Here is a 23,380-nt window from a genome sequence, read left to right as displayed (position 1 = left end):
AAATTGCGCCGCTACGTTCAGTGCAAATGTTGGCAGCTATACCTATAAAATTCCGGTCTCAACGCTGAAGTGGCGCTGTTCGCCGGGGGCCAGTTCCATCAAGGTGCCGGCGCGCTGTGCTGCTTTGAATCCTTCCGGGCGGCAAGTGGCCGGCAGCACGTAGGCGGCGACCTGCTGATCGCGGTTATGCAGCATCCAGCGCGTAGCGTGCGGGAATTGCTGGCTGGAGAAGCGCGTCATCAGGGCAAAGCCCTGCGGCGCGTGCAACTCAAACTGCATCTCATCGCCATACTGCTGAAGATCATCAGCGAAAAACACGATCTCCGGATCGCACATCTCGGGCTGATCCAACTGCTGAAATGCCTGCGGATCGGCGGCCAGTTTATCGGTGTAAGCGCGCCACTGTGGCGTCGGCTTGACGTGCGCCGGGATCGAGGTGCGCAGTTGAAACGCATCCGTCGGGATCGATTGCTGAAACCGGCCCTGCTCAATCCACGCGCTATTGAGATGGCACATGTACTGCAGCGGCATTGGCGCACCGGCCAGATTGGTGACGTTCATCTCGATATGTAAGCGGGCAGCATTGGCCTCAATGCGTACCGCAGGTGCGGCAAGATAATGATGGCCGAAGCCCTTCACATACTCGGTTTCACCCTCCAGCGACAGGCGATCGTTTTCCAGCACAATCCACGCGCTGTCCATGCGCGCGCAGGCCATTTCGCCGTGCAGCGGATGATCGTCGTCTGCCGCTGGGCAGCCGTTGGCCAGCAGGCCAGAATGGAAAGCAAAACAACCGTAGGTATCAATGATCGAACTGCCGGGCAGCGGCTGCTTAAAGCTGTGACCCATGGCCAGCGAATGGCCGTCAAAGTGGGCGTCCCACACCATCTGGCCGTAAAACGGCAATACGATCAACGTGCCGCGTGGGTTGCTGATGCGCACCGCTTCCACGCCCGCTGGGTAGCGAAACAGCACGACGTGGAACGTCTCATTGCGCAGTAGCGTGCTCGGCGTGTCATGGAACTGTTCACGACGTAACGGTAAACGGGTTTTCATGGCATCTCCTCGACTAAACGACCGGCCGCTTCAGCCTGCTTTTTATGGCGCAGCTCGCCCCAGAAGAAATAACCCACCCAGGCAAAGCACAGCAGCGACACGCCAAACGCCAGCTGCATCGATCCCACATGATCGGAGACGAAGCCCTGAATCGCTGGAATAAAGGCAGCGCCGACAATCGACATCACGATAAACGCCCCCGCCACTTCGGTGTATTTGTTATCGACGGTGGCGAGCGTACCGGCATAGATCGTCGCCCAGCATGGACCAAATAGCGCGCTGACAAAGATCGCCGCATAGACCGCAGTGAAGTTCGGCACCAACATCACATACGCCAATGCAAGAACACCCAATAGCGAGTAGGCGATCAGCACTTTTTCGGCTCGGAAGCGCGTCATCAGGAAGTTGGCGATAAATTTACCGATAAAGAAGCCGATGAAGCTATAAATCATAAAGTTAGACGCGTGACGTTCATTGCTAGCACCCAGCGTCAGCGCCAGACGAATGGTGAATGACCACACCGCCACCTGCATGCCGACATACAGGAACTGCGCCACAATGCCGCGTTTAAAGTGACGATTGGCAGCCAGATAGCGGAAGGTCTCGCCGAGCGACGGCAGGGATTTTTCACTGCTTTCCGGTTTGCAGCGCGGATAGCGGGTGAACAGGAACAGCAGCATCACCACCACCAGCACCATGACCAGATATTTGTACGGCTCCAGCGTGTGCTCCAGCATGGTAAGGCGGAACGCATGCGCCTGTTCAGCATTCATGCCCGCCAGCTGGCTTTCCAGACTGTCGCCCTCCTGGAACACCAGATATTTGCCCAGCACGATGCCCATCAACGCGCCCACCGGATAGAACGTCTGGCTGATATTCAGGCGCAGCGTGGCATGATCGCGATGACCAATCATCGAGCTATAGGTATTAGCAGCGGTTTCCAGAAAACTTAACCCAATGGCAATAGCGAAAATTGCTGCCAGGAACATGGTGTAAGTTGCCATGTGCGAAGCGGGATAGAACAGCACACAGCCCACAATATACAGCGCCAGCCCCAGCAAAATCGCCAGTTTATAACTGGCCTTGCGGATCACCAGCGAAGCCGGAATAGCGATCAGGAAGTAGCCGCCGTAGAACGCGCTTTGCACCAGCGCACTGGCGAAATCGCTCAACGCGAACACGCTTTTAAACTGGGTGATCAGGATATCGTTGAGACTCGCCGCACAGCCCCACAACGGGAACAGGCACGAGAGCAAAATGAACTGAAACAGCGGCGTTTTATTCAAATAGCCATCAGGTTGCTGAACAATGTTCGGTTGCATAACTCGACCTCAGTGAACGTTGAGAAAACGCTGGAAGGTTTCCGCGTCGGGATAGGAGCGCTGCGTGCCGCGACCGGTCACGCTGCAGGCGGCATAGGCAGAGGCTTGCGCCATCGCGGCCGGGATATCGCCGCTTTTCACCAGTTCGTGAGCGAAGCAGCCGATAAAGGCATCGCCCGCACCGCTGGTGTCCACCGCTTTTACTGCTGTCGGTGCAACCTGATGCACCGTGTCGCCAGACATCCACAGCGAACCGCGTCCGCCCAGCGTGATGATCAGGTTTTTCAGCCCGCGCTTAAGCAGCGATTGTCCCGCCAGTTTGACCTCTTCATCGGTGGTGACGGGCATGCCGGTGAGAATCTCCAGTTCGGTTTCATTCGGCATGAAAAAGTCGCATTTGCAGGCATATTCGATATTGAGATCCGCCACCGCCGGTGCCGGATTGAGGATCACTTTGATGTCATGCTGACGGGCAAAATCAATGGCGTAATAGACGGTTTCCAGCGGGATCTCCAGCTGCAGGATGATCAACTTACATGTCTTCAGCGCCTCGGCGGCGGCATCGATATCCGCCGGTTTCAGCTGCTGGTTGGCGCCCTTGATAATCAGAATGCGGTTCTGCGATTGATCGTCAACGAAGATCGGCGCCACGCCGCTGGAGGTGCCGGACGCGGTAGTGACAAAGCGGGTATCAACGCCCTGCTGTTGCAGATTGGCCACGGTGTTAGGCGCAAACAGATCGTCGCCCACTTTGCTGACCATCATCACACTGCCGCCCATCTTCGCCGCCGCAACGGCCTGATTCGCACCTTTACCGCCACAGCCAATGGCAAAATCGGGTGCTTCCAGCGTTTCGCCCGCTTTAGGTAGCTGATTGGTATAGGTAATGAGGTCCACCATATTTGACCCAATAACCGCAATATCCATTGTTTTCTCCCGGTAAATTCTTAAGGTTATAATGTTATTAAAATCACAATATCAGGTTAATAAAGTTAATTATGTGATAAATTTCACACCTCACAACTGTGAAAAAAAGCAGATAAACAGCCATTCATTTAGAAAAATGAATGTTATTATTCTAACAATGCAACAACATTGAGAGCTTAAGCGGGTGATGCGCGAAGCGCGGGGATTTCGGCAATGCGTGACGTTTGCGGGCCGATCTCATTACAGGTAAGATTGAAAACTGGCCTGCTGGATACGTCGCAAATCATTAAAATATGTGAGATTTATCGTGATTTTTGACCAGGCAACTTCGACCTCAGGATTAATTACGCAGAGATGATCATGGAAACCCGGCGCGACGAACGTATTCACAAGTTGGCTCAGGCGCTGAAACGCACCGATAAACTGCACCTGAAAGACGCGGCGCAGCTGCTGGGCGTGTCGGAGATGACCATCCGCCGCGATCTCACTGAACCGGCTTCAACGGTGGTGCTGCTCGGCGGCTATATCGTCAGCGATCCGAAAAGCCACGCCGGGCACTATTTCATCTCCGACCAGCACGGACAGAACGCGGCACGCAAACAGCGCCTGGCGCAGGCGGCGGCGGATCTGATCGGTGAAAATGACACGGTGTTTTTTGATTGCGGCACCACGCTGCCCTACATCGTTGATGCGATCCCTGACGGCTTGCCGTTCACGGCGATCTGCTGCGCCATGAACACCTTCCTGGCGCTGAAAGAGAAACCGGCCTGCAACGTGATCCTCAGCGGCGGCGAATTCCATGCCGACAACGCGCTGTTCACACCGATTGGTGCCCATTCGATCCTCGATGATCTCTGCCCGACGCTGGCCTTTATTTCGGCAGCAGGCATCGATCAGGAACAAGGGGCGACCTGCTACAACATCAACGAACTGGCGATGAAGCACCACGCGATGCTGCGGGCGCGTCAGCGCGTGCTGGTGGCCGACAGCAGCAAATTTGGCAAAGTGCTGCCGGCGCGTATTGGCGAACTGCGCAGTTTTGACTTGCTGGTGAGCGATAGCGCGCCGGAAGCGGCGCTGAAACACTGGCTGGCGCAACACAATATCCCGCTGCGCCTGCCATAACGTTTTAATATTTCTAGATTAATCACATGTTGGTCGCCATGAATGGCGACCCTACGAATGATGCGCCCGCCTTTTGTAGGGTGCGCATTCTTGCGCACCTGCAGCTCAAAGTATGACGGGTATGAATAAAGGGGGAAAACGGCTAAACTTCTGCATCAGTTGTCCACCACTCACAGACCAAAAGGCTCAATACAACGTGGCTCAATTCGTCTATAGCATGCATCGCGTCGGCAAGGTCGTTCCGCCGAAGCGTCACATCCTGAAGAATATTTCTCTTAGCTTCTTCCCTGGAGCAAAAATCGGTGTCCTCGGCCTGAACGGCTCGGGTAAATCGACGCTGCTGCGCATCATGGCCGGTATCGATACCGATATCGAAGGGGAAGCTCGCCCACAGCCAGGCATCAATGTCGGTTACCTGCCGCAGGAACCGCAGCTGAACCCGGAGCACACCGTACGTGAATCCGTGGAAGAAGCGGTTTCCGAAGTGGTTGGCGCGCTGAAACGTCTCGACGAGGTGTATGCGCTGTACGCCGATCCGGATGCCGATTTCGACAAGCTGGCCGCCGAACAGGGTCGTCTGGAAGAAGTGATCCAGGCGCACGATGGTCACAACCTCGATACGCAGCTAAACCGTGCGGCCGATGCGATGCGTCTGCCAGACTGGGACGCCAAAATCGCCACCTTGTCCGGTGGTGAACGCCGCCGCGTCGCGCTGTGCCGTCTGCTGCTGGAAAAGCCGGACATGCTGCTGCTCGACGAACCAACGAACCACCTGGATGCCGAATCCGTGGCGTGGCTGGAACGCTTCCTGCATGACTTCGAAGGCACCGTGGTGGCGATTACGCACGACCGTTACTTCCTTGATAACGTAGCCGGCTGGATTCTGGAGCTGGACCGCGGCGAAGGTATTCCGTGGGAAGGTAACTACTCTTCCTGGCTGGAGCAGAAAGATCAGCGTCTGGCGCAGGAAGCCTCTTCCGAAGCCGCACGTCGCAAATCGATTGAGAAAGAGCTGGAGTGGGTGCGTCAGGGCGCGAAAGGCCGTCAGTCGAAGGGCAAAGCCCGTCTGGCACGCTTTGAAGAGCTGAACAACACCGATTACCAGAAGCGTAACGAAACCAACGAACTCTTCATTCCACCTGGTGCGCGCCTTGGCGACAAAGTACTGGAAGTGACCAACCTGAAGAAATCGTATGGCGATCGTGTGCTGATTGACGATCTGACTTTCTCCGTACCGAAAGGCGCGATTGTCGGCATCATCGGTCCGAACGGCGCGGGTAAATCAACGCTGTTCCGCATGATGTCAGGCCAGGAGCAGCCGGATTCCGGCACCATCGAGCTGGGCGAAACCGTCAAGCTGGCGTCGGTGGATCAGTTCCGTGACGCGATGGACAATGCCAAAACCGTGTTTGAAGAAGTTTCAGGCGGCCAGGACATTATGCGTGTCGGCAACACCGAGATGCCAAGCCGTGCTTACGTCGGTCGCTTTAACTTCAAGGGCACCGATCAGGGCAAACGCGTGGGTGAGCTGTCAGGTGGTGAACGCGGTCGTCTGCACCTCGCCAAGCTGCTGCAAGTCGGCGGCAACCTGTTGCTGCTCGATGAACCGACCAACGATCTCGACATCGAAACCCTGCGCGCGCTGGAAAACGCCCTGCTGGAATTCCCAGGCTGTGCCATGGTGATCTCGCATGACCGTTGGTTCCTCGACCGTATCGCCACCCATATCATCGATTATCAGGATGAAGGCAAGGTGGAGTTCTTCGAAGGTAACTTTACCGAGTACGAAGAGTACAAGAAACGCACCCTCGGCGCCGACGCGCTGGAGCCGAAGCGTATCAAGTACAAGCGTATGACGAAGTAATTGATATATAGAGAAAAAGGCGCCGATTGGCGCCTTTTTTATCGCTGCATTAACTGCCCAGCATCTGCTTAACCAACTCCACACAGCGCAGGAACCGCGCGTCGTAGTCATCTTCTTTAACGTGAACAAACTCGATATTGTTTTCGCGCAGCATGGTGATCAGCATGGTCTGGAACTCGCGGCGATCCATTGAGCTGCCAAGGCTGCGCAAGCCATCCGCCACCCACGGCACGTTATTCTCCAGCAAAATCACTAAATCAAAACGGTACTCATCAATCAGCGCCTGTACAAACGGATGTTCACGCCCTTCGTACTTGAGGCAAAACGCCTGCGTGGTGATGAAGTCGGTATCGATAAAAGCCACTTTGCTGGCGTATTTCACTGCGAAATCGATGTACTGCGCCTGGCCGAGCGCGATTTTGTCGTAGTCGGAATATTGCAGCGCCATCTCATCCCCGCCAAGGTGCGAGAAGACATAATCGCGGCCATATTCCCACGCGCTGGTGGTATTGAAGATGTTTGCCAGCTTGTTCACCAGCGTCGATTTACCGCTCGATTCGCCGCCCAACACCGCGACGGTGCGCACAAAGAACGGCTTCACTTCGGTGGGAATGTATTCCCAATAGCGGAACGGATCCTGACGAATCTGGCCGCCGCTGATGTTCATAAAGGATCGATTAGGATCAACCACCACCGCCGGAATGCCAAGGTGCTGTTCATACATCGCGGCGTCGGGTTCTTCACTGGTGTACACACAGTTCGGCTCGATGCCCTGCTCGGCCAGAAAAGTTTTCACCCCGCCGCTCCACACATCCCAACCGTGCGGATAAGGTTCGATGCCCTCTTCGTCGAATGAGTGGATGCGGATATTTTTCTGGTATTTGAAAGTTTGCAGCAGCCAGCGCAGACGATCGCTAATGGTCGGCTGTTGCGACATGGCGCTGTTTTCAAACAGTTCGCGATCGCGCGGATCGTCATGGCCCATGATGATGTGCAGTTCATCCACCTGGCTGCAGGCGCGCTGGATCAAATAGATGTGGCCGGTATGCAGCGGATAAAATTTCCCGAACACCACGCCCACGGTTTTATCGCGGCGCGGAAATTCCAGGCCAAGAAAACGGTGTAACGCTTCCAGCTTCTGCGCGCTTGGGCTTTTGATTTTGGCGTTGAGCAGCTGGCTTAAGTAGCCTTTGGTCATTCCGCTGGCGTCGGCAACCTGCTGCAGCGTGTGGCCTTGCTGGCGAATGGCTGTTTTCAGGTAGTCAAACGATGACATTTAGTGCCTCCTGCGTGGAATAAAGGGCGGTGCGGCCTTTAAGGCGGTGCGCATAAATGCGCACCCTACGAACGTAGGGTCGGCATGAATGCCGACCGGTAAAACTTACAACTCATCCAGAATCGCTAACGCATCCGCCAGCTTCTTCGCGCTGTACACCTTCATGCCTTCAACCGGTTTCTTCGGTGCATTACCGGCCGGCACGATGGCGCGCTTAAAGCCGTGCTTGGCCGCTTCGGAAATACGCTCCTGGCCGCTCGGTACCGGGCGAATTTCACCCGCGAGCCCCACTTCGCCGAAGATCACCAGATCCTGCGGCAGCGGACGATCGCGGAAGCTCGACACCATCGCCATCAGCAGCGCTAAATCGACGCTGGTTTCAGTGACTTTTACGCCGCCCACCACGTTGACGAACACATCCTGATCCGCCATCTGCAAACCGCCATGACGATGCAGCACCGCAAGTAAGATCGCCAGGCGATTCTGCTCCAGGCCCACCGCCACGCGACGGGGATTGCCCATCATCGAGTGATCAACCAGCGCCTGAATCTCCACCAGCAGCGGACGCGTGCCTTCCCACAGCACCATCACCGAACTGCCCGAGGTGATCTCATCCCCGCGTGACAGGAAAATGGCGGAAGGATTGCTGACTTCGCGCATGCCCTGTTCGGTCATCGCAAACACGCCCAGCTCATTTACCGCGCCGAAGCGGTTTTTATGGCTGCGCAGGGTACGGAAACGGGAATCGGCATCGCCATCCAGCATCACCGAACAGTCGATGCAGTGCTCAAGCACCTTCGGGCCGGCCAGCGAGCCGTCTTTGGTGACGTGACCGACCATAATGATCGCCACGCCGCGCGTTTTGGCGAAGCGCGTCAGGTACGCGGCGGTTTCACGCACCTGCGCCACGCTGCCTGGCGACGACTGGATCTCCGCCATGTGCATCACCTGGATCGAGTCGATCACCATCAGTTTCGGCTGCTCCTGCTCGGCGATCAGGCAGATCTGCTCGATGCTGGTTTCCGACAACATATTCAGGTTTTCGGTAGGTAATCCCAGACGATGGGCGCGCATCGCGACTTGCTGCAGCGATTCTTCGCCGGTGACGTACAGGGTTTTCATCCCTTCTGCCAATTTGCACATTACCTGCAGCAGCAGCGTCGATTTACCGGCACCCGGATTACCACCAATCAAAATGGCGCTGCCCGGCACCACGCCGCCGCCCAGTACGCGGTCAAACTCTTTGAAACTGGTGGAGAAACGCGGCAAGGCTTCGAGACTGATCTCAGAAAGCTTCTGCACGCGACTGACGCCCGCGTTGCCGCCGGCATAGCCGCTCAGGCGCTCGTTACGCGCCGCCGCAGGCGAGGCGGCAATGCGCACCTCGGTAATGGTGTTCCACGCATGGCAGGCGCTGCATTGCCCCTGCCAGCGCGGATAATCAGCGCCGCATTCGTTACAAACGAAGGCGCGTTTTGCCGCTTTGGCCAAATCAAATCCTCAGTTAACGCTCTTCGTGAATCAGGCTGCCGGTCAGGATGCAGAACACGCCCATCAGGTCAGCATGGCGGATGATGATCTCCGTCTGCTCATTCACTTTAGGTTTAGCATGATAGGCGATACCCAGCGCCGCGGTTTTAATCATCGGCAGATCGTTCGCGCCATCGCCAATCGCCACGGTTTGTTCCGGGGCGATGTCAAAGCGTTGCGCCAGATCCTTCAGGGTATCGGCTTTATATTGGGCATCGACAATTTGCCCCAGCACCTGGCCGGTCAGCTTGCCGTCGCGAATTTCCAGCTCGTTGGCTACCGCCGCCGCTAAATGTAGCGTCTGGCGCAAATAGTCGGCGTAGAAGGTGAAGCCACCGGAGGCAATCGCCACCTGCCAACCCAGCGCCTGCAGTTTCTGCACCAGCGTGGTTAAGCCTGGCATCAGCGGCAGCGCATCGCGCACCTGCATCAGGATGTTGGCATCGGCGCCCGCTAAGGTGCCCACGCGCTCGCGCAGGCTGGCTTTGAAATCCAGCTCGCCGCGCATCGCGCGTTCGGTGACGTCCGCCACCTGCTCGCCACAGCCCGCCAGTTTGGCGATCTCATCAATGCACTCAATCTGGATCGCCGTGGAATCCATGTCCATCACCAGCAAACCTGGGGTTTTCAGATGCGGGATTTTGCCGAGCGGCGCGACATCAAAACCGGCGTCATGCGCCAGTTTGCTGGCGCGCGGCGTCAGCGAGCCGGCTAAGCGTACCACCTGATACTCATCGACATTCCAGGCGCTGACGATCACCATCGCCGCCCCCAGCTTATGCTGGTAATCGGTGAGCTTTTGTTTATCGAGTCCGCGCCCATACAACAACCAGCCAGTCCGACCAGCACGGTAATCCAGCGGCATCACTTCATCACCGCTGAGGGAAAGGGGTAAACCCGGCCAAAGTGAGACATCGGCGGGCAGATCGCACCAGGTAAGACGATTTGGCATTACAGCTCCTGTAGGGACAACAAAACCACGCAAGAGGCTACCTTGTCTGCGCGGGTTCTGGCAACATAATTGCCAGCCTTTCTGCTGTTACATCACACGGGTTTCTGATGGTCAAAACCGCACTGAAATTTCGCCTGCATCGCACGGTGATTGTTCTTATCTCGCTGGCACTGTTAGTGGTGCTGATGCAAGGCGCATCCTGGTTTAGCCTCGGCCATCAAATGGCGCGATCCGAGCAAGTGGAAGAACTGGCGCGCACGTTGACCAAACAGGTGGCGTTCAGCCTGAAACCGTTGATGGATAACAGCGACGATAACCGCACGCAGATTGCCGCCATCCTGAATCAAATGACCGACAACAGCCGCATTCTGGATGCGTCGGTGTATGCCGACGATGGCAGTTTGGTGGCGCACAGCGGCGAAGGCATTAATGTGCGCGATCGTTTGGCGCTGGATGGCAAACGCGCGGGTAGCTATTTCAATCACCAAATCGTGCAGCCTTTGGAAGGTAAAGAGGGGCCGCAAGGTTTTCTGCGCGTCACGCTGGATACCCACGTGCTGGTGACGGAATCGCGCCAGGTGGATAACACCACCAATATTCTGCGTCTGATGATGTTACTGGCGCTGGCGATTGGCATCATCCTGACGCGCACGCTATTGCGCGACCGCCGCACCCGCTGGCAGCAATCGCCGTTCCTGCTGACGGCGAGCAGGACGGTGAAAGAGGATAAAGAGGAAGAGGCAGAGGCGGCGGCAACATCAGAGACAGAGAAAGAGCGCTAATAATCTATCCGTTTTACCTCTTCTCAACCCTGCATGAATAGATTCGTGAATAGATACTTGAAAAGATTTTTTGCACAAAAAAGCCCGCACAGCGGGCTTCTTTGCATCATCACGATGACGACTGTAAATAGATACTTTTAATGTTCAGTCAGCAGCGCTTCCAGCTCGGCCAGATTTTTCACCTGCCAGGTCGGCGTAATGTGTTCCGGCAATGGACGCGTGCCGTGATCGATCCAGCAGGTTTTCAGGCCGGCATTCATGCCGCCGAGAATATCCGATTCCGGCGTATCTCCCACCATCAGCACGCGGCTGCGATCCGGGTTGCCGAGCAACGCCAGCGTATGATCGAAAATCGCCACGTCAGGTTTCGGTACGCCAACCTGCTCCGAAATCACCAGCGCATCAAATATATCGCGGAAGCCGGTGCGTTCCAGGCGCGCTTGTTGCAACGCGGTGAAACCGTTGGTGATGATGGCGATCTTCACCTTGCCTTTCAGGGTCGCCAATAGATGCGCGGCGCCTTCCAGCGGCAGGCAAATCTCGGCCATCGCGCTGAGGAAGTCGCTGTTCAATACTTCCGGCGCCACGCTGAGCTTTTCGCCCCACAAGGTGAAGCGGCGCGTCTGTAGCTGCAAGGCAGAAATGGTGCCGTTCTGGTAATCGACCCACAGCGGTTTGTTGATCGCCTGATAATCGCTGTAATCCTGCGCGCTGAACTGCACGTCATACTGCGCGAACATGCGCTGCAAACCGGCGTAGGCATCAAAATGGAAAAGCGTGTCGTCTGCATCGAACAGGATGCAGTCCCAATCGTTTAGCATGGTGCTCCTTACAGGGTTAGCGCCATAATGATGGCATCTTCTCGTCCGCTGGCAGTGGGATAATAGTTGGGGCGAATGCTCACCTGATGGAACTCCAGCTGCTCGTATAAGGCGATCGCTGGCGTATTCGAGGCGCGTACTTCCAGCCACAGTGTCAACACATCGCGCTGCTCCAGCTCAGCAATCAGGTGCTGCAACAGCTGGCGCGCCAGGCCTCGGCGCTGGAAATCAGGATCGATAGCAATGTTGAACAGTGAAGCTTCATCCAGCACCACTTGGGTGATGGCGAATCCGGCCAGCTTACCTTCAACTTCAATACGGAAATTAACAAAACGTTCGCCCTGATTGCTGGTGAAGGTTTGCTCGCTCCACGGGAAGGCATGCGCGCGGCGCTCAATCGCCAGCAGCTGCGGCTGGTCTTCAGGGGTGACTAAAGAGATGGCTGTCATGGTTACACATCTGTTGCCACAGCGCGCGTTTGGCCGCGCCGCTGCTGATCAGTTCATTGAAAACGGCGGTGTTAAAGGTAATGCCGTTAAAGGGATGTTCGCTCTCCACGCCCAGCAGCCAACCGGCGCAATCGACCTGCTCCGGTAGCATTTGCAGTTGCTCTGGCGTTAACGCCATCACCTGCGCGGGTTGAATATTCAGTGCGCGCAGCACGTCGCGAATCAGCGGTTCTTGTAGCGTTGGCGCCTGCTCGGCCACCAAAATCAAACGTGTATCGGGCAAAAGCGTGACGGCAATTTCCCCTTGCAGCACGCGTGGACGCCGCAGCTGATACTGCGTGATCCCCATTTGCTGTAGAAGCCAGTCGCGCCTTGTGCTCATGCTATTACCCGTTATGCTGCCAGAATGCGACGCTATGCTAGCAAACCCATCGAACATGCGCCAACAAAGCACTCTACACAAAATAATTCGAGTCCCTTCATCGGGCTAATACTCGTCAGTTAAGCATGATTCGGTCGCCATAAATGGTGTAATGCTCGTCAGTTAAGCAGCGCATTGGCGCCGCGAGGGGTTACCTGGTCGCCATGAATGGCGCCCCTACAGCCGTTACAGCGATAGTGATTAAGAAATAGGCATTGATGCTCCAGCGTGGGTGTTGAGGCAACATCCCAGCCCGCTGAGCGAGTGAAGGATTCCGGGCGAGCCGCAGGGATGCGGCGAGAGGCGGCGCTGAGCAGGAGCTAATCGCCGCCGGTCCGTCAGGAAGCGTGAATGAGTGAAGGCACCGCGCAGCGGCGGGCTGGGCTGGCGCAGGGCCCGGGAGTGCAGAGGGCGCGGCCAGGCGTCCTCTGCTCGGTCGCCGCACGGCATAGCTGAAACTGCCCCAGCCGATGGCGAACGAAAGTGGCTTGGCGCTTAACTGATCGGCATTACGCCATAAATGGCGACCCTACGTTTATAGCGCTGGGTTTTCGTAGGGTGCGCATTCATGCGCACCTGCATAACCTGGCACTTTTTTGCTTAAGTGAGCGGCATTACTCCTCATCGGGCCTACTTTTGCTACAGGAAGGCGGCAAACGCGTTCACCTGATGAGCTTTCTTCAAATAAGTGATTCGGGTGAGCGAGAGCAGCCAACGCACCTGTAACTTGCAGTATGACGTGTATATAATCGCCCCACTGATTTAACAGGAGTGTTCCATGTCTGCTTTTACCCCGGCCAGCGAAGTGATTCTGCGCCACAGTGATGAATTTACCGCCCGCAACGTATTGTTTGCTGGCGACCTGCAGGATGACCTGCCCGCCCAGCTAGAAACCGCGTCGAGCCGCGTGCATACCCAGCAATATCATCACTGGCAGAACCTAAGCCATCGCCTTGGTGAACGTGCGGTTTACAGCATGGTCGCAACCGCTGCCGATGTTGAAGGCTGCGATACGCTGGTTTATTACTGGTCGAAGAACAAACCCGAAGCGCAGTTCCAGCTACAAAACCTGCTGTCATTGCTGCCGGTGGGCTGCGATATCTTCGTGGTGGGTGAAAACCGCAGCGGCGTGCGCAGCGCCGAAGGCATGCTGGAAGCATGGGCGACGCTAGAGAAAGTCGATAGCGCGCGTCGTTGCGGCCTGTATCACGGTCGTCTCGACAAGCAGCCAACCTTTGATGCCAGTGGCTATGGCAACACCTATCAGCTTGAAGATCTCACCATTCACACCTTGCCGGGCGTGTTCAGCCGCGATGGCCTGGATATCGGTAGCGATCTGCTGCTCTCCACCTTAACGCCGCACTTCCGTGGCAAAGTATTGGATATCGGCTGTGGCAGCGGCGTGCTGGCAACCGTGATGGCGAAAGTGTCCCCGCGCGTGCGTTTGTGGCTGTGTGATGTGCATGCCGCGGCGATTGAAGCGAGTAAAGCCACGCTGGCCGCCAACGATCTGGAAGGCGAAGTGTTTGCCAGTAACGTGTTCTCTGACGTCACCGGTCGTTTCGACATGATCATCTCCAACCCGCCGTTCCACGATGGCCTGCAAACCAGCCTGGAAGCTGCTAACACGCTGATTCGCGGGGCGCTGAAGCACCTGAACAGCGGCGGCGAGCTGCGTATCGTCGCCAACGCCTTCCTGCCCTATCCGCAGATTCTGGATGAAACCTTCGGTAACCACGAAGTGCTGGCGCAAACCGGCCGCTTTAAAGTTTATCGTGCGGTATATGGTCGCGGTGCCAAAACGCGTTAATCCGCGATAATACCCGCGCGGCGGCAGAAACGTTGTTTTTTACAGCGATCGTTTTGTCGCCGCGAAATATGTGTTGACGCAATGAGTAAAATCTCTAAAATGCGCCTCCGTGGTTAGCAATACTTTAGAGTATTGTTAGTTTGCGATGGTGGCGGAATTGGTAGACGCGCTAGCTTCAGGTGTTAGTGTTCTTACGGACGTGAGGGTTCAAGTCCCTCCCTTCGCACCAAACTAACTAATCACGATGTTTGTATCTGCGCACTGAGCGATGGTGGCGGAATTGGTAGACGCGCTAGCTTCAGGTGTTAGTGTTCTTACGGACGTGAGGGTTCAAGTCCCTCCCTTCGCACCAATGCGACGATATAAACAAGACAACTAAGATGCGATGGTGGCGGAATTGGTAGACGCGCTAGCTTCAGGTGTTAGTGTTCTTACGGACGTGAGGGTTCAAGTCCCTCCCTTCGCACCAACAGTTGTCACGCCTTTCGAGCAGTACATTCCCAGATAGTTTTTCCAACGAACTTCACGCTCTCAGCGTGATGTTGTCGTTTCTGCGATTTGATCAGATGACGTGGAAATTGACCGACACCGCCGCTAACCCGCCTGCCAATGCCAGACAAGACGGCAACAATAGATAGTGACGCAGGCGATGGTGAAACAGCATCACGACGGTGAGCAGCAGCGCCACGATCATCACCACGCGCCATTGGCTGAAACTCGGTTCCCATAACGCGAAAACCGGCATCGCTGCGCAAGGTAATAACACGCCCCAGCCGCTATCCAGACGTTTACCCATTATCCAGCTCACGCCCCATAAGCCGCAGGCGGCCATCATCGCCATGATCATCGCGCAACCTCAAATGATAAATATTCGTATTATCATATGACAATATTTCTCATCTTGCAGCGACTTTTTCATGCAAAGTCCTGCCGGATGACAGAAATACTGGAAAATGCTAAATTGCCGCCGATAACCTTATCGCTAACACAACAATAACGTGCTCTCTATCCGGGCAGGCAAGCTATTAGCTGCGGGTAGCGCTTTGATATATCAGGGCTGTCACGAGAATAATAATGAAATTACAATCTTATGATGAGTTGAAACAGAGTAAATATCGGCTATCGCTGATGCTCTTTCTGTTTCTCAATGTCGCCGTTTCGCTTTTTTTCCTGCTGCCTATTTTAGGCAGTGATAACCCAATACGCTCGTTGCCGGTGGCCGTTGTGGCGGGCTTCAGCAGCACACTGCTGGTTATTTGCTTAATGGCGTCAAAACAAAAATTACCGCTATTAAATCCTGTCGCTTTTATATTGGGTGCGCTGTGGGCGTGGCATATTAACCACAGATATCATCTGGTTTATTATTTTGATGGCAGTTTTCTACTCATCAGCCTGTTAAGCGTCTTTTTTATCAGTGCCATTGCCTTAAGTGATTATTTAATCGCATTTTGTTTACACATCGCACCGCCGGTATTCACCGTGCTGTTATTGGATGATGGTCAGCATTTAATGATTATCTTATTCACTATAATGCTGCCTTTAATCGGTTTTTCACTGCACCATTTAATGCGTCGTCGTTTTGATACCTTTACCCGTCGGCTGGTGAGCCAACTGTACGAGGAAAAAGAGAGCTTCAGCGATTTGAGCATGCTCGATCCGCTTACAGGCTTGTATAACCGCCGTGGATTGAAAAATCGCCTCGATACCATCATGGAAAACCACGCTGGCAGCCACTTTGTGCTGCTGCTGGATATCGATCACTTCAAGGCCTACAACGACAATTACGGTCATGCGATGGGCGATCAGGCGCTGGCACGCGTGTCGGTGGCGATTCGCGACGCGGTACGGTCGCGGGATGTGGTGACGCGCTACGGCGGCGAAGAGTTTTTGGTGTTGATGACCAACGTCAACGCCTCAATTGCGATGAAATTGGCTGAACGTATTCGCCAGTACGTGGTGGATTTGGAGATTCCGCATCGCTTCAATGAGAAAGTCTCGACGCATGTCACCGTCAGTGCCGGGATTGCCCCGATTTTCGATGAAGATTTTGACCAGGCGGTGATCAACGCCGACCGCGCGCTGTATGTCGCGAAAAATCAGGGACGTAACACTATCCTGGCGTGGGAAGATTTGCCGAAAGTGACGCAGGTGAGTAACGAAGTTTCGTAAATATCACAGATTGCACACATCGTAGCGGCGCAATTTATTGCGCGATAAATCGCGCCGCTACGGAATGTGCACATTATTATTCCGCGTATTATGTCATTCACCTCTCGCACCGCACATGCAGAAAAGTTGTGCAATAAACCGGGAACGATTATCATTTGTCTCTCGATTCCCGTTATCACTCAGGACCGGCATGGCCATCATCACGCGTCAGGATCATCGCTTCAGCGAGCATCCCCTGATCTTTATGCAGAGCGATCGCAGTTTAGCGAGCGCGCTGGAAGATCTGATGCGCGATCAACGCAGCTACCTGCTGGATAACCTTAAGCTCGGCCAACCGGCACCCGCCGGGACGTTAACGCTGGCCGAATGGTCCAATCCGCTTAATTATCGCCGCCTGACGCAGCGTTACAGCGATTATCTTTACCGCGATCATCCCGATGTGCAGCAGGAAGCCAAGCCGCTGCAATCACTGTGGGCGCAATGGTATTTTGGCTTGTTGCTGCCGCCGCTAATGATGGCGTTATTGCTGGAACCGCGGGCGCTGAACTGCTCGCCGCATCTGATTCACGTTGAATTCCACGAAAACGGCCACCCTTGCGCGTTCTGGCTGGATGTGCAGGAAGATGATGATGCGCGCTACCTCAATGCGCAACAGCGTATCGATCGCCTGATTCAGCAATGCCTCATTCCGGCGGTAAACGGCATGGTGCAGCACGGCGACATCAACGCCAAACTCATCTGGAACAACATGGGCTTTTCGTTCTACTGGTTCCTCGGCGAGCTGAAAGCCCAACTGCCAGAACACACGGTTTTACAGCTGGAACAGGCGCTGTTTTTCAGCAAATCGCTGCTGGATGGCAGTGATAATCCGCTATATCGCACCATGATCCCGCGCAACGGTGAAATGGAACGGCGCAGCTGCTGCCAGCGCTATCGCATCCCCGACGTAGAACGTTGCGGTAACTGCACGTTAAAAGCGGTGTAGCGCTCGCGCATTCTGTTACAGATTCTCCTTTTCTCCCGTTTACACTTTTTAAGGCTTATGGCATTTTTCTGACTCTGTTTTTACCGGAGAAAAAAATGAGCCTGGAGTCGGTCCGTCACTTCTTTGCCGAACATGCACCGGATATCGACATCATTGAGATGCCGGAAAGCACCGCCACCGTTGAGTTGGCCGCACGCGTTCATGGCGTTCTGCCGGGGCAAATCGCCAAAACCTTGTCGCTGAAAGTGAAAGATGCCATCGTGCTGATCGTGACGCGCGGCGATGCGCGTCTCGACAACCGCAAGCTGAAAGCCGCGCTCGGTGCCAAGGCGCGCATGTTAAGCGTGGATGAAGTGGTGAACTGGACCGGACATCCGGTCGGCGGCGTCTGTCCGTTCGGGCTGGAAAATCCGCTTACCGTCTACTGCGATGTGTCGCTCCGCGGTTACGATGAAGTGCTGCCAGCAGCCGGTTCGATTCATAGCGCGGTACGCATTTCGCCGCAGCGCATGGCAGAGCTCACTGCGGCGAAATGGGTTGACGTCTGCGAAGCGCTTTAATGCGACTCGCGCGCGGCAGCACCGGAGATTTCGATGCCGCGCGTCTCCCGACCAAACGCCACAAACACGCAAATCAGCACTGCCACCGTCCCGGCGACAATCGCCATGCCCAAACCATAATTACCGCCGTGCGCCTCGGCAATACGTGATTGCAACGTCGCATTGACGGAAGCCAGTAAATTCCCCAGCTGATAGACAAAGCCCGGCAGCACCGCACGCGCATTGGCCGGCACCAGTTCCGTGAGATACGTCGGCACCACGCCCCACGCGCCCTGCACCATAAACTGCATCAGAAACGCGCCGATTCCGATCATCCATGAACCGCTTGAGAATGCCCACAGCGGCAGCACCGGCAGCGCGAGGAATGACGCCAGAATAATCGCTTTCTTGCGGCCAATGCGTTCCGACAGCGCCCCGAAGGTGATGCCGCCCAACATCGCCGCAATGTTATAGCTAATGGCGATGATGCTGACGGTGTGCGGATCAAACTGATGCTGCACTTTCAGGAAAGTGGGATAGAGATCCTGCGTGCCGTGGCTAAAGAAGTTAAAGCAGGCCATCAGCAGCACCATGTAGATACAGAGTTTCCAGTGCTGGCGGATAATCGGCAGTAATGCCGTGCTCTCTTTGCGCTCGCGCGCCGCCAGCCATACCGGCGATTCCGGTACTTTGAAGTAGATGAATGGCAGCAGCAGAATGGGCATCGCGCCAATCAGGAACATGCCGCGCCAGCCGACCGTTTCGAAGAACAGACCAAAAATCACCGACGCCAGCAGATAGCCGCACGGATAACCGGCCTGGAAAATGCCAGACATTAAACCGCGTGAGCGATCCGGTATGGTTTCCAGCGCCAGCGACGACGCCACGCCCCAAATCCCACCCATCGCCACGCCGTAAATCACGCGGAAAGCGAGGAACGCGACGAAAGTGGGTGACCACGCCGACAGCAGCTCAAACGCCGAGAACATCACAATGTTGAGCATCAGAATCGGTCGGCGGCCATACTTCTCCGCCAGCCGACCAAACAGCAGCGCGCCGATTGGGCGCACGGCGAGCGTGAGCATGATGGCAATGGAAACATCGGAGACGCTGGTATGGAAATATTGGGCAAGATCGCTGAGGACAAACACTAAGATGAAGAAGTCGAACGCATCCAGCGTCCAGCTCGCGAAACTGGCAAAAGCCACGTTGCGCTGGGTCGCAGTCCAGTTGAACATGTTGGTATCCTGTCTGATTAGCTTCCGGATCGATGGCCGGATTTATTGTAGAAGTTACCGCGCGAATAATTCCACGAGTTACTATTTTGTTAACTATTTGTATATAGCATGTCAGAAAGGCGGCTTGGGGCGGGAATTGTCAGCGAGTGATTCGGGGTGTAAAAAAGCGTGTCATGCATGTAAGCACTCACTCGTAGCGGCGCGATTTATCGCGCTCTTTTCAACCGCTGCATCGCTGCTAAATAAGCGCGATAAATCGCGCCGCTACGGAGGGTGCAATTATCTGTTTTACAGCTGATTAAACGCCTTCTCAATCATATCGAGCAGCAGCGCGTTATTGACGGTTTGAATCACATGCACCAACGCGCCGGTTTGCGGCGGTACGCCAATATCCAATCGTAGCGGGGCGCGATAACGCCAGCTTTTGCCGCGCGTCGCGCCTGGACGCAACTCAATATCAACTTGATAATCAACGCCGTCGGCCACGCGCTGATTCAGCAGCCAGGCCACCACCAGCGCATCATGAATCCAGCAACCTGGCAGATGGCGGGTACGAATCGAATAATCAATCCACGGGCGCAGCGTCTCACGTACAAACTGCGTGAGCGGATGATCGTTGGCAGTCAGTCGCGTGAGATCCTGCTGCGTCAGTAAGGTTTGCGTGGTGGCGTCCATCGGCACCAGCGTAATGGTCGCGCCGCTGTGTAGCACCTGATGCGCCGCTTCCGGATCGAGACCAAAATTGGTGTCTTTGATGTAATCATCGAGTGCGAACACCCCGCCCATAATGACAATCTCTGCCACCGATTCTGCCATCTCGGGATAACGCTGCAGCGCCAGCGCCACGTTGGTCAGCGGACCGATTGCGACCAACGTAAATTCGCCGGGATTATCACAAATCAGTTGGCCCATCACGCCAGCCGCGTCATGCCCATCCGCCGGAATGCGCTGCGGTTGGCGCACGCCGCGCCACAGCTCACCCAGCTTTTCATCGGCAACATGATCAAGACGCGCACGCCACGGCGCAGGATCTTCGCGCAATGCCTGCAAGGCACCCTGTACCACGGGAATGTTGCGTCCCAGCCGCTGCAGCAGATCTTTCGCCACCTGCGCACCGACCGCACTCGGTGTATTGCCGGTCACCGTGGTAATCAGTTCCAGCGACAGCGACGTTGAGGCCAATGCTAACGCCAGCGCGAGCCCGTCGTCCGTGTTGGCACCCGCTATACCATTTCCCGGATCACAATCGATAATCAATCTTTTCATAAAGTTATAGTTTTATTCTTGTTGAGTAAGCTGGCAGCCACAGGACTCACCAATTTCTAAATGGTGAGGGAATTCCGCCAGTTTTGCGTCGCCATCCCAATTTTTCAGCATGGCAATCGCACTGCGCGCCATATCGCGCAGCGGCTGACGGACGGTGGTGAGGGTCGGCAGATGAAACGCCGACTGATCGGTACCGTTAAAACACACCAGCGCGACATCCTGCGGCACGCGCAATCCATGCTCCGACAGCGCGCGAATGCAGCCAATCGCCTGGCCTTCATTACTGGTAAACAGCGCGCGCGGCACACGACCGCTTGCCACCATGCGCTGCGTAGCGTCATAACCGCCCTGCCGCGTGTAACTGGCCGGGAAAATCATGGCCTCGTCGGCCAGCAACCCCTTCTGCGCCAGCGCATCGCGCCAGCCCTGAATACGATCTTGCGCATTAAGCATGTCTAGCGGACCGCTGATCATGCCTACCTGCTGATAACCGTGGCTGAGCAGATGCGCCGTCACCTGACACGCCGCTTCGCGCTCATTGACGCGTAGCATGCTGACGCCCGGGCGCGGCTCTATCCGATCCAGCATTACCAACGGCGTGCCGCTGGCCTGAATCACATCAATATAGGGATGGCGATCGACGCTGTTGTAAAACAGGCCATCGACCTGACGATTTAACAGGCTCTGAATAATCTCCAGCTCGCGTTTACGATCGTCGCCGGCATCACCCAACAGCATGACATGGCCGTGATTCATCGACTCCTGCAACAGCATGTGCGCCATCGAGGCCACAAAGGGGTTACCAATGTTCGGCACCACTAACCCAAAGGTTTTGGTGCTGCCTGAAGCTAACGCGCGAGCCACCGCGTTGGGGCGATAGCCGGTCTGTTTGATCGCCTCCAGCACGCGCTGACGCGTGGCTTCAGCCACTGGACGCGGGCCGTTATTGATCACGTAACTGACCACCGCCACCGAGGTACCGGCGATTTTTGCCACGTCCGTACGCGTTACGTTTCCGGTTGGAGATTTCGCCATTCCTTTGCCCCTGCGTAAATGCCATTGGCCGGAATCGCCGGCCAATGAGGGTTATGATTTACGCGATCCTGCTGGTCAGATGGCATCTTCCGGCAGATTGAGATCGCGTCCGCGCGTTTCCGGCGCCACGAAGGTGGTAAGGAAACCGATGCTGGCCATCGCTGAGAAGTAGACCGCAATTGGCCACCAGTGCCCGGTAAACGTCAGCAGCGCCGCCGCCACCAATGGCGCGGTGCCTCCTGAAAGGATAGACCCCAGCTCTTTCGCCACCGCCATCTTGGTGTAACGACGCTTCACGCCGAACATCTCGACGCCCCACGCCGCCTGCACGCCGAAAATACCCAATGATGCCAGCGCCATGCCGACCACAATTACGGCGATGACAGTGGTAGGATCGCGGCTGTCCATCAGGCTAAAGGCGGGCCAGGCGTAGACCATCAGCAGCAGGCAGAAGCAGCGATAGGTAATACGGCGACCAAAGCGGTCCGATAACCAGCCGGCAAACGGAATGATCAGGAAGCCCAGCAACGAGGCAATGAACACCGCCGTGGTCGGTACTGATTTGTCGAGCATCAGCACTTTCGCCACGTAACCGACGATAAAGCCCTGCGCCAAATAAGAGGGGCCGTTTTCGCCGATGCGTAAACCGACCATGGTCCAGAAGGCGCGAGTGCGCCGCCAGAAGCTGCGGGTATCCACTTCATCTTCAACTTTCGCCAGCGTCGCGCTGCGCTCGGCCTGCAATTCTGCCTGCTGGCGCTCAAATACCGGCGTTTCACGCAGGTTACGCCGAATCCACAACGCCACCACCGCAATCAGCACGCTACTGAGGAACGGAATACGCCAGCCCCACGCCAGCAAACTCTCTTTGTCCATCTGAATCACCGCCAGCCATACCAGCGAGGCAATCAGCGTGCCGCTGTTTGAGCCCAGCGCAATCACCGACGAGACCAGACCGCGACGCTCAACCGGCGCATATTCACCCAGCATCACCGTGCCGCCGGACAACTCTGCGCCCGCCCCCAAACCCTGGGTAAAGCGCAGCAGCACCAGACAAGCCGGTGCCCAGACGCCAATGGTGGCATAAGAAGGAATCAAACCGATTAATGTCGTGGAGGCGCCCATCAGAATGATGGTGGCGATCATCACCGTTTTGCGGCCTTTACGATCGCCGATCCAGCCAAACAGCAAGGCACCAATCGGGCGGGCAATAAAGCCAACCGACCAGGTTGCAAAACTTGAGAGTAAGGCGATAGCGGGCGTGGCTTCGGGGAAGAAGACGTCGCCAAAGATAATGCCAGCAGCAAGGCCATAGAGCGCAAAATCCGCATATTCCATCGCGGTGCCGAGCCAGCAGGAGAAGGTGGCGCGCCAGAAATCTTTGCGGCCGGAAGAACTTTCAAGCCGCGCGTCGGCAGCTGAGGAGGATGTCAGTGAGCTTTGTTGCGAAACCGTCATAACCCAATCCCTGAATGAGGTAAAAACAGCAAACGCCCTTCCCTGGGTCAGTTCCCTTGCAACGAGCGGAACTCCCCGGTGACGACGTTCAGTAGGCAAACCTGGATGAAAAATCAGTAATGAATTCCCTGGTGTTGGAATCCGCTTCTTCGCCTGTTCCCGCCGATGTAATTTTCATCGATCGCATTAGTGAGGCAAATGTAACTGGGTCATCTCAAGGCCAACTTTGTCTCTGGCACCGTGAGTTATCACTGTGAATACAGTCTATCTACGCGCGTAGATAAATCAAGCATTAATAGCGAAATTTATAAATTAAACTTCACTATATCTCATGGATAAAAGACAAAAAGGCATG

At 55.7% G+C, this 23,380-nt stretch carries 21 protein-coding genes and 3 tRNA genes; 10 read left to right on the top strand and 14 right to left on the bottom strand.

The features are described from left to right. Positions 1 to 42: 42 nt before the first annotated feature. From ACRQ84_RS18145 to rbsK, 3 genes are read right to left on the bottom strand one after another with little or no spacing between them, the layout of a single operon-like run. Positions 43 to 1,056: an aldose 1-epimerase family protein gene (locus ACRQ84_RS18145; protein WP_483816767.1), complete on the bottom strand. Its 1,014-nt coding sequence runs from the start codon at positions 1,054 to 1,056 to the stop codon at positions 43 to 45. Beyond that, positions 1,053 to 2,378, bottom strand: coding sequence for an L-fucose:H+ symporter permease (gene fucP / locus ACRQ84_RS18140; protein WP_483816766.1), 1,326 nt, complete (start codon positions 2,376 to 2,378; stop codon positions 1,053 to 1,055). The genes ACRQ84_RS18145 and fucP overlap by 4 nt, the downstream gene beginning before the upstream one ends. 9 nt (positions 2,379 to 2,387) lie before the next feature. Continuing rightward, complete coding sequence (rbsK, locus tag ACRQ84_RS18135) at positions 2,388 to 3,305, bottom strand: ribokinase (RefSeq protein WP_483816765.1); 918 nt, start codon at positions 3,303 to 3,305, stop codon at positions 2,388 to 2,390. 360 nt (positions 3,306 to 3,665) lie between these two features. On the opposite strand from rbsK, the gene deoR reads away from it, so the two are divergent. Both deoR and ettA read left to right on the top strand, forming a co-directional pair. Further along, the gene (deoR, locus tag ACRQ84_RS18130; RefSeq protein WP_483817949.1) at positions 3,666 to 4,430 is read left to right on the top strand and encodes a DNA-binding transcriptional repressor DeoR; all 765 of its coding nucleotides are present in this window, start codon (positions 3,666 to 3,668) and stop codon (positions 4,428 to 4,430) included. A 196-nt stretch (positions 4,431 to 4,626) separates the two neighbouring features. Continuing rightward, positions 4,627 to 6,294: an energy-dependent translational throttle protein EttA gene (ettA, locus tag ACRQ84_RS18125; protein ID WP_483816764.1), complete on the top strand. Its 1,668-nt coding sequence runs from the start codon at positions 4,627 to 4,629 to the stop codon at positions 6,292 to 6,294. A 49-nt stretch (positions 6,295 to 6,343) separates the two neighbouring features. Here the strand turns inward: ettA and nadR are convergent, their stop codons facing one another. The 3 genes from nadR to serB form a co-directional block, all read right to left on the bottom strand. Then, entirely contained in the window at positions 6,344 to 7,570 is a 1,227-nt protein-coding gene (gene nadR, locus ACRQ84_RS18120) for a multifunctional transcriptional regulator/nicotinamide-nucleotide adenylyltransferase/ribosylnicotinamide kinase NadR (RefSeq protein WP_064737651.1), read from the bottom strand. Between the two features lie 105 nt (positions 7,571 to 7,675). After that, a complete protein-coding gene (gene radA, locus ACRQ84_RS18115) occupies positions 7,676 to 9,061 on the bottom strand; it encodes a DNA repair protein RadA (protein WP_007886867.1) in 1,386 nt (461 codons plus the stop codon). Between the two features lie 13 nt (positions 9,062 to 9,074). Further along, positions 9,075 to 10,052: a phosphoserine phosphatase gene (gene serB / locus ACRQ84_RS18110; RefSeq protein ID WP_483816763.1), complete on the bottom strand. Its 978-nt coding sequence runs from the start codon at positions 10,050 to 10,052 to the stop codon at positions 9,075 to 9,077. Between the two features lie 107 nt (positions 10,053 to 10,159). Between serB and ACRQ84_RS18105 the strand changes: the two genes are divergently transcribed. Beyond that, positions 10,160 to 10,834, top strand: a complete 675-nt coding sequence (locus tag ACRQ84_RS18105; protein WP_483816762.1) for a YtjB family periplasmic protein — start codon at positions 10,160 to 10,162, stop codon at positions 10,832 to 10,834. 137 nt (positions 10,835 to 10,971) lie between these two features. Here the strand turns inward: ACRQ84_RS18105 and yjjG are convergent, their stop codons facing one another. From yjjG to ACRQ84_RS18090, 3 genes are read right to left on the bottom strand one after another with little or no spacing between them, the layout of a single operon-like run. Continuing rightward, positions 10,972 to 11,655: a pyrimidine 5'-nucleotidase gene (yjjG, locus tag ACRQ84_RS18100; protein ID WP_483816761.1), complete on the bottom strand. Its 684-nt coding sequence runs from the start codon at positions 11,653 to 11,655 to the stop codon at positions 10,972 to 10,974. Between the two features lie 8 nt (positions 11,656 to 11,663). Beyond that, positions 11,664 to 12,104 (bottom strand): ribosomal protein S18-alanine N-acetyltransferase, encoded by a 441-nt coding sequence (gene rimI, locus ACRQ84_RS18095; protein WP_064737660.1) that lies wholly within the window; start codon positions 12,102 to 12,104, stop codon positions 11,664 to 11,666. Continuing rightward, positions 12,076 to 12,486: a DNA polymerase III subunit psi gene (locus tag ACRQ84_RS18090; protein ID WP_483816760.1), complete on the bottom strand. Its 411-nt coding sequence runs from the start codon at positions 12,484 to 12,486 to the stop codon at positions 12,076 to 12,078. The genes rimI and ACRQ84_RS18090 overlap by 29 nt, the downstream gene beginning before the upstream one ends. Before the next feature lie 817 nt (positions 12,487 to 13,303). Between ACRQ84_RS18090 and rsmC the strand changes: the two genes are divergently transcribed. From rsmC to ACRQ84_RS18070, 4 genes are all read left to right on the top strand, one after another. Continuing rightward, positions 13,304 to 14,335, top strand: a complete 1,032-nt coding sequence (gene rsmC, locus ACRQ84_RS18085) for a 16S rRNA (guanine(1207)-N(2))-methyltransferase RsmC (RefSeq protein ID WP_483816759.1) — start codon at positions 13,304 to 13,306, stop codon at positions 14,333 to 14,335. A 142-nt stretch (positions 14,336 to 14,477) separates the two neighbouring features. Further along, positions 14,478 to 14,564, top strand: a tRNA-Leu gene (locus ACRQ84_RS18080). A gap of 36 nt (positions 14,565 to 14,600) precedes the next feature. Beyond that, positions 14,601 to 14,687 (top strand) — tRNA-Leu (locus ACRQ84_RS18075). Between the two features lie 30 nt (positions 14,688 to 14,717). Beyond that, positions 14,718 to 14,804, top strand: a tRNA-Leu gene (locus tag ACRQ84_RS18070). Between the two features lie 93 nt (positions 14,805 to 14,897). Here the strand turns inward: ACRQ84_RS18070 and ACRQ84_RS18065 are convergent. Further along, positions 14,898 to 15,182 carry a DUF1435 domain-containing protein gene (locus ACRQ84_RS18065; protein ID WP_007886848.1) on the bottom strand — a complete coding sequence of 95 codons (285 nt, stop codon included), beginning with the start codon at positions 15,180 to 15,182 and terminating at the stop codon, positions 14,898 to 14,900. A 227-nt stretch (positions 15,183 to 15,409) separates the two neighbouring features. Between ACRQ84_RS18065 and ACRQ84_RS18060 the strand changes: the two genes are divergently transcribed. From ACRQ84_RS18060 to ACRQ84_RS18050, 3 genes are all read left to right on the top strand, one after another. Further along, positions 15,410 to 16,504 (top strand): GGDEF domain-containing protein, encoded by a 1,095-nt coding sequence (locus ACRQ84_RS18060; protein ID WP_483816758.1) that lies wholly within the window; start codon positions 15,410 to 15,412, stop codon positions 16,502 to 16,504. A gap of 190 nt (positions 16,505 to 16,694) precedes the next feature. Continuing rightward, on the top strand, positions 16,695 to 17,489 hold the full coding sequence (gene fhuF, locus ACRQ84_RS18055; RefSeq protein WP_483816757.1) for a siderophore-iron reductase FhuF: 795 nt from the start codon (positions 16,695 to 16,697) through the stop codon (positions 17,487 to 17,489). 95 nt (positions 17,490 to 17,584) lie between these two features. Beyond that, the gene (locus tag ACRQ84_RS18050) at positions 17,585 to 18,049 is read left to right on the top strand and encodes a YbaK/EbsC family protein (protein ID WP_483816756.1); all 465 of its coding nucleotides are present in this window, start codon (positions 17,585 to 17,587) and stop codon (positions 18,047 to 18,049) included. On the opposite strand, the gene ACRQ84_RS18045 is transcribed toward ACRQ84_RS18050, so the two are convergent. The 4 genes from ACRQ84_RS18045 to ACRQ84_RS18030 all read right to left on the bottom strand — a co-directional run bounded on the left by ACRQ84_RS18045 (position 18,046) and on the right by ACRQ84_RS18030 (position 23,025). Then, positions 18,046 to 19,266: an MFS transporter gene (locus tag ACRQ84_RS18045; RefSeq protein WP_064737666.1), complete on the bottom strand. Its 1,221-nt coding sequence runs from the start codon at positions 19,264 to 19,266 to the stop codon at positions 18,046 to 18,048. The genes ACRQ84_RS18050 and ACRQ84_RS18045 overlap by 4 nt on opposite strands. 288 nt (positions 19,267 to 19,554) lie before the next feature. Beyond that, positions 19,555 to 20,532: a nucleoside hydrolase gene (locus ACRQ84_RS18040; protein ID WP_064737667.1), complete on the bottom strand. Its 978-nt coding sequence runs from the start codon at positions 20,530 to 20,532 to the stop codon at positions 19,555 to 19,557. A gap of 12 nt (positions 20,533 to 20,544) precedes the next feature. Continuing rightward, on the bottom strand, positions 20,545 to 21,567 hold the full coding sequence (locus ACRQ84_RS18035; RefSeq protein WP_064737668.1) for a LacI family DNA-binding transcriptional regulator: 1,023 nt from the start codon (positions 21,565 to 21,567) through the stop codon (positions 20,545 to 20,547). A gap of 75 nt (positions 21,568 to 21,642) precedes the next feature. Continuing rightward, positions 21,643 to 23,025 (bottom strand): MFS transporter, encoded by a 1,383-nt coding sequence (locus ACRQ84_RS18030; protein ID WP_483816755.1) that lies wholly within the window; start codon positions 23,023 to 23,025, stop codon positions 21,643 to 21,645. Between the last annotated feature and the right edge of the window lie 355 nt (positions 23,026 to 23,380).

Source organism: Pantoea sp. E2023-21 (assembly GCF_051302795.1).
GTDB lineage: Bacteria > Pseudomonadota > Gammaproteobacteria > Enterobacterales > Enterobacteriaceae > Pantoea > Pantoea ludwigii_A.
Note: the sequence above shows the minus strand (reverse complement) of the source record. Positions and strands in the feature narration are given on the sequence as shown.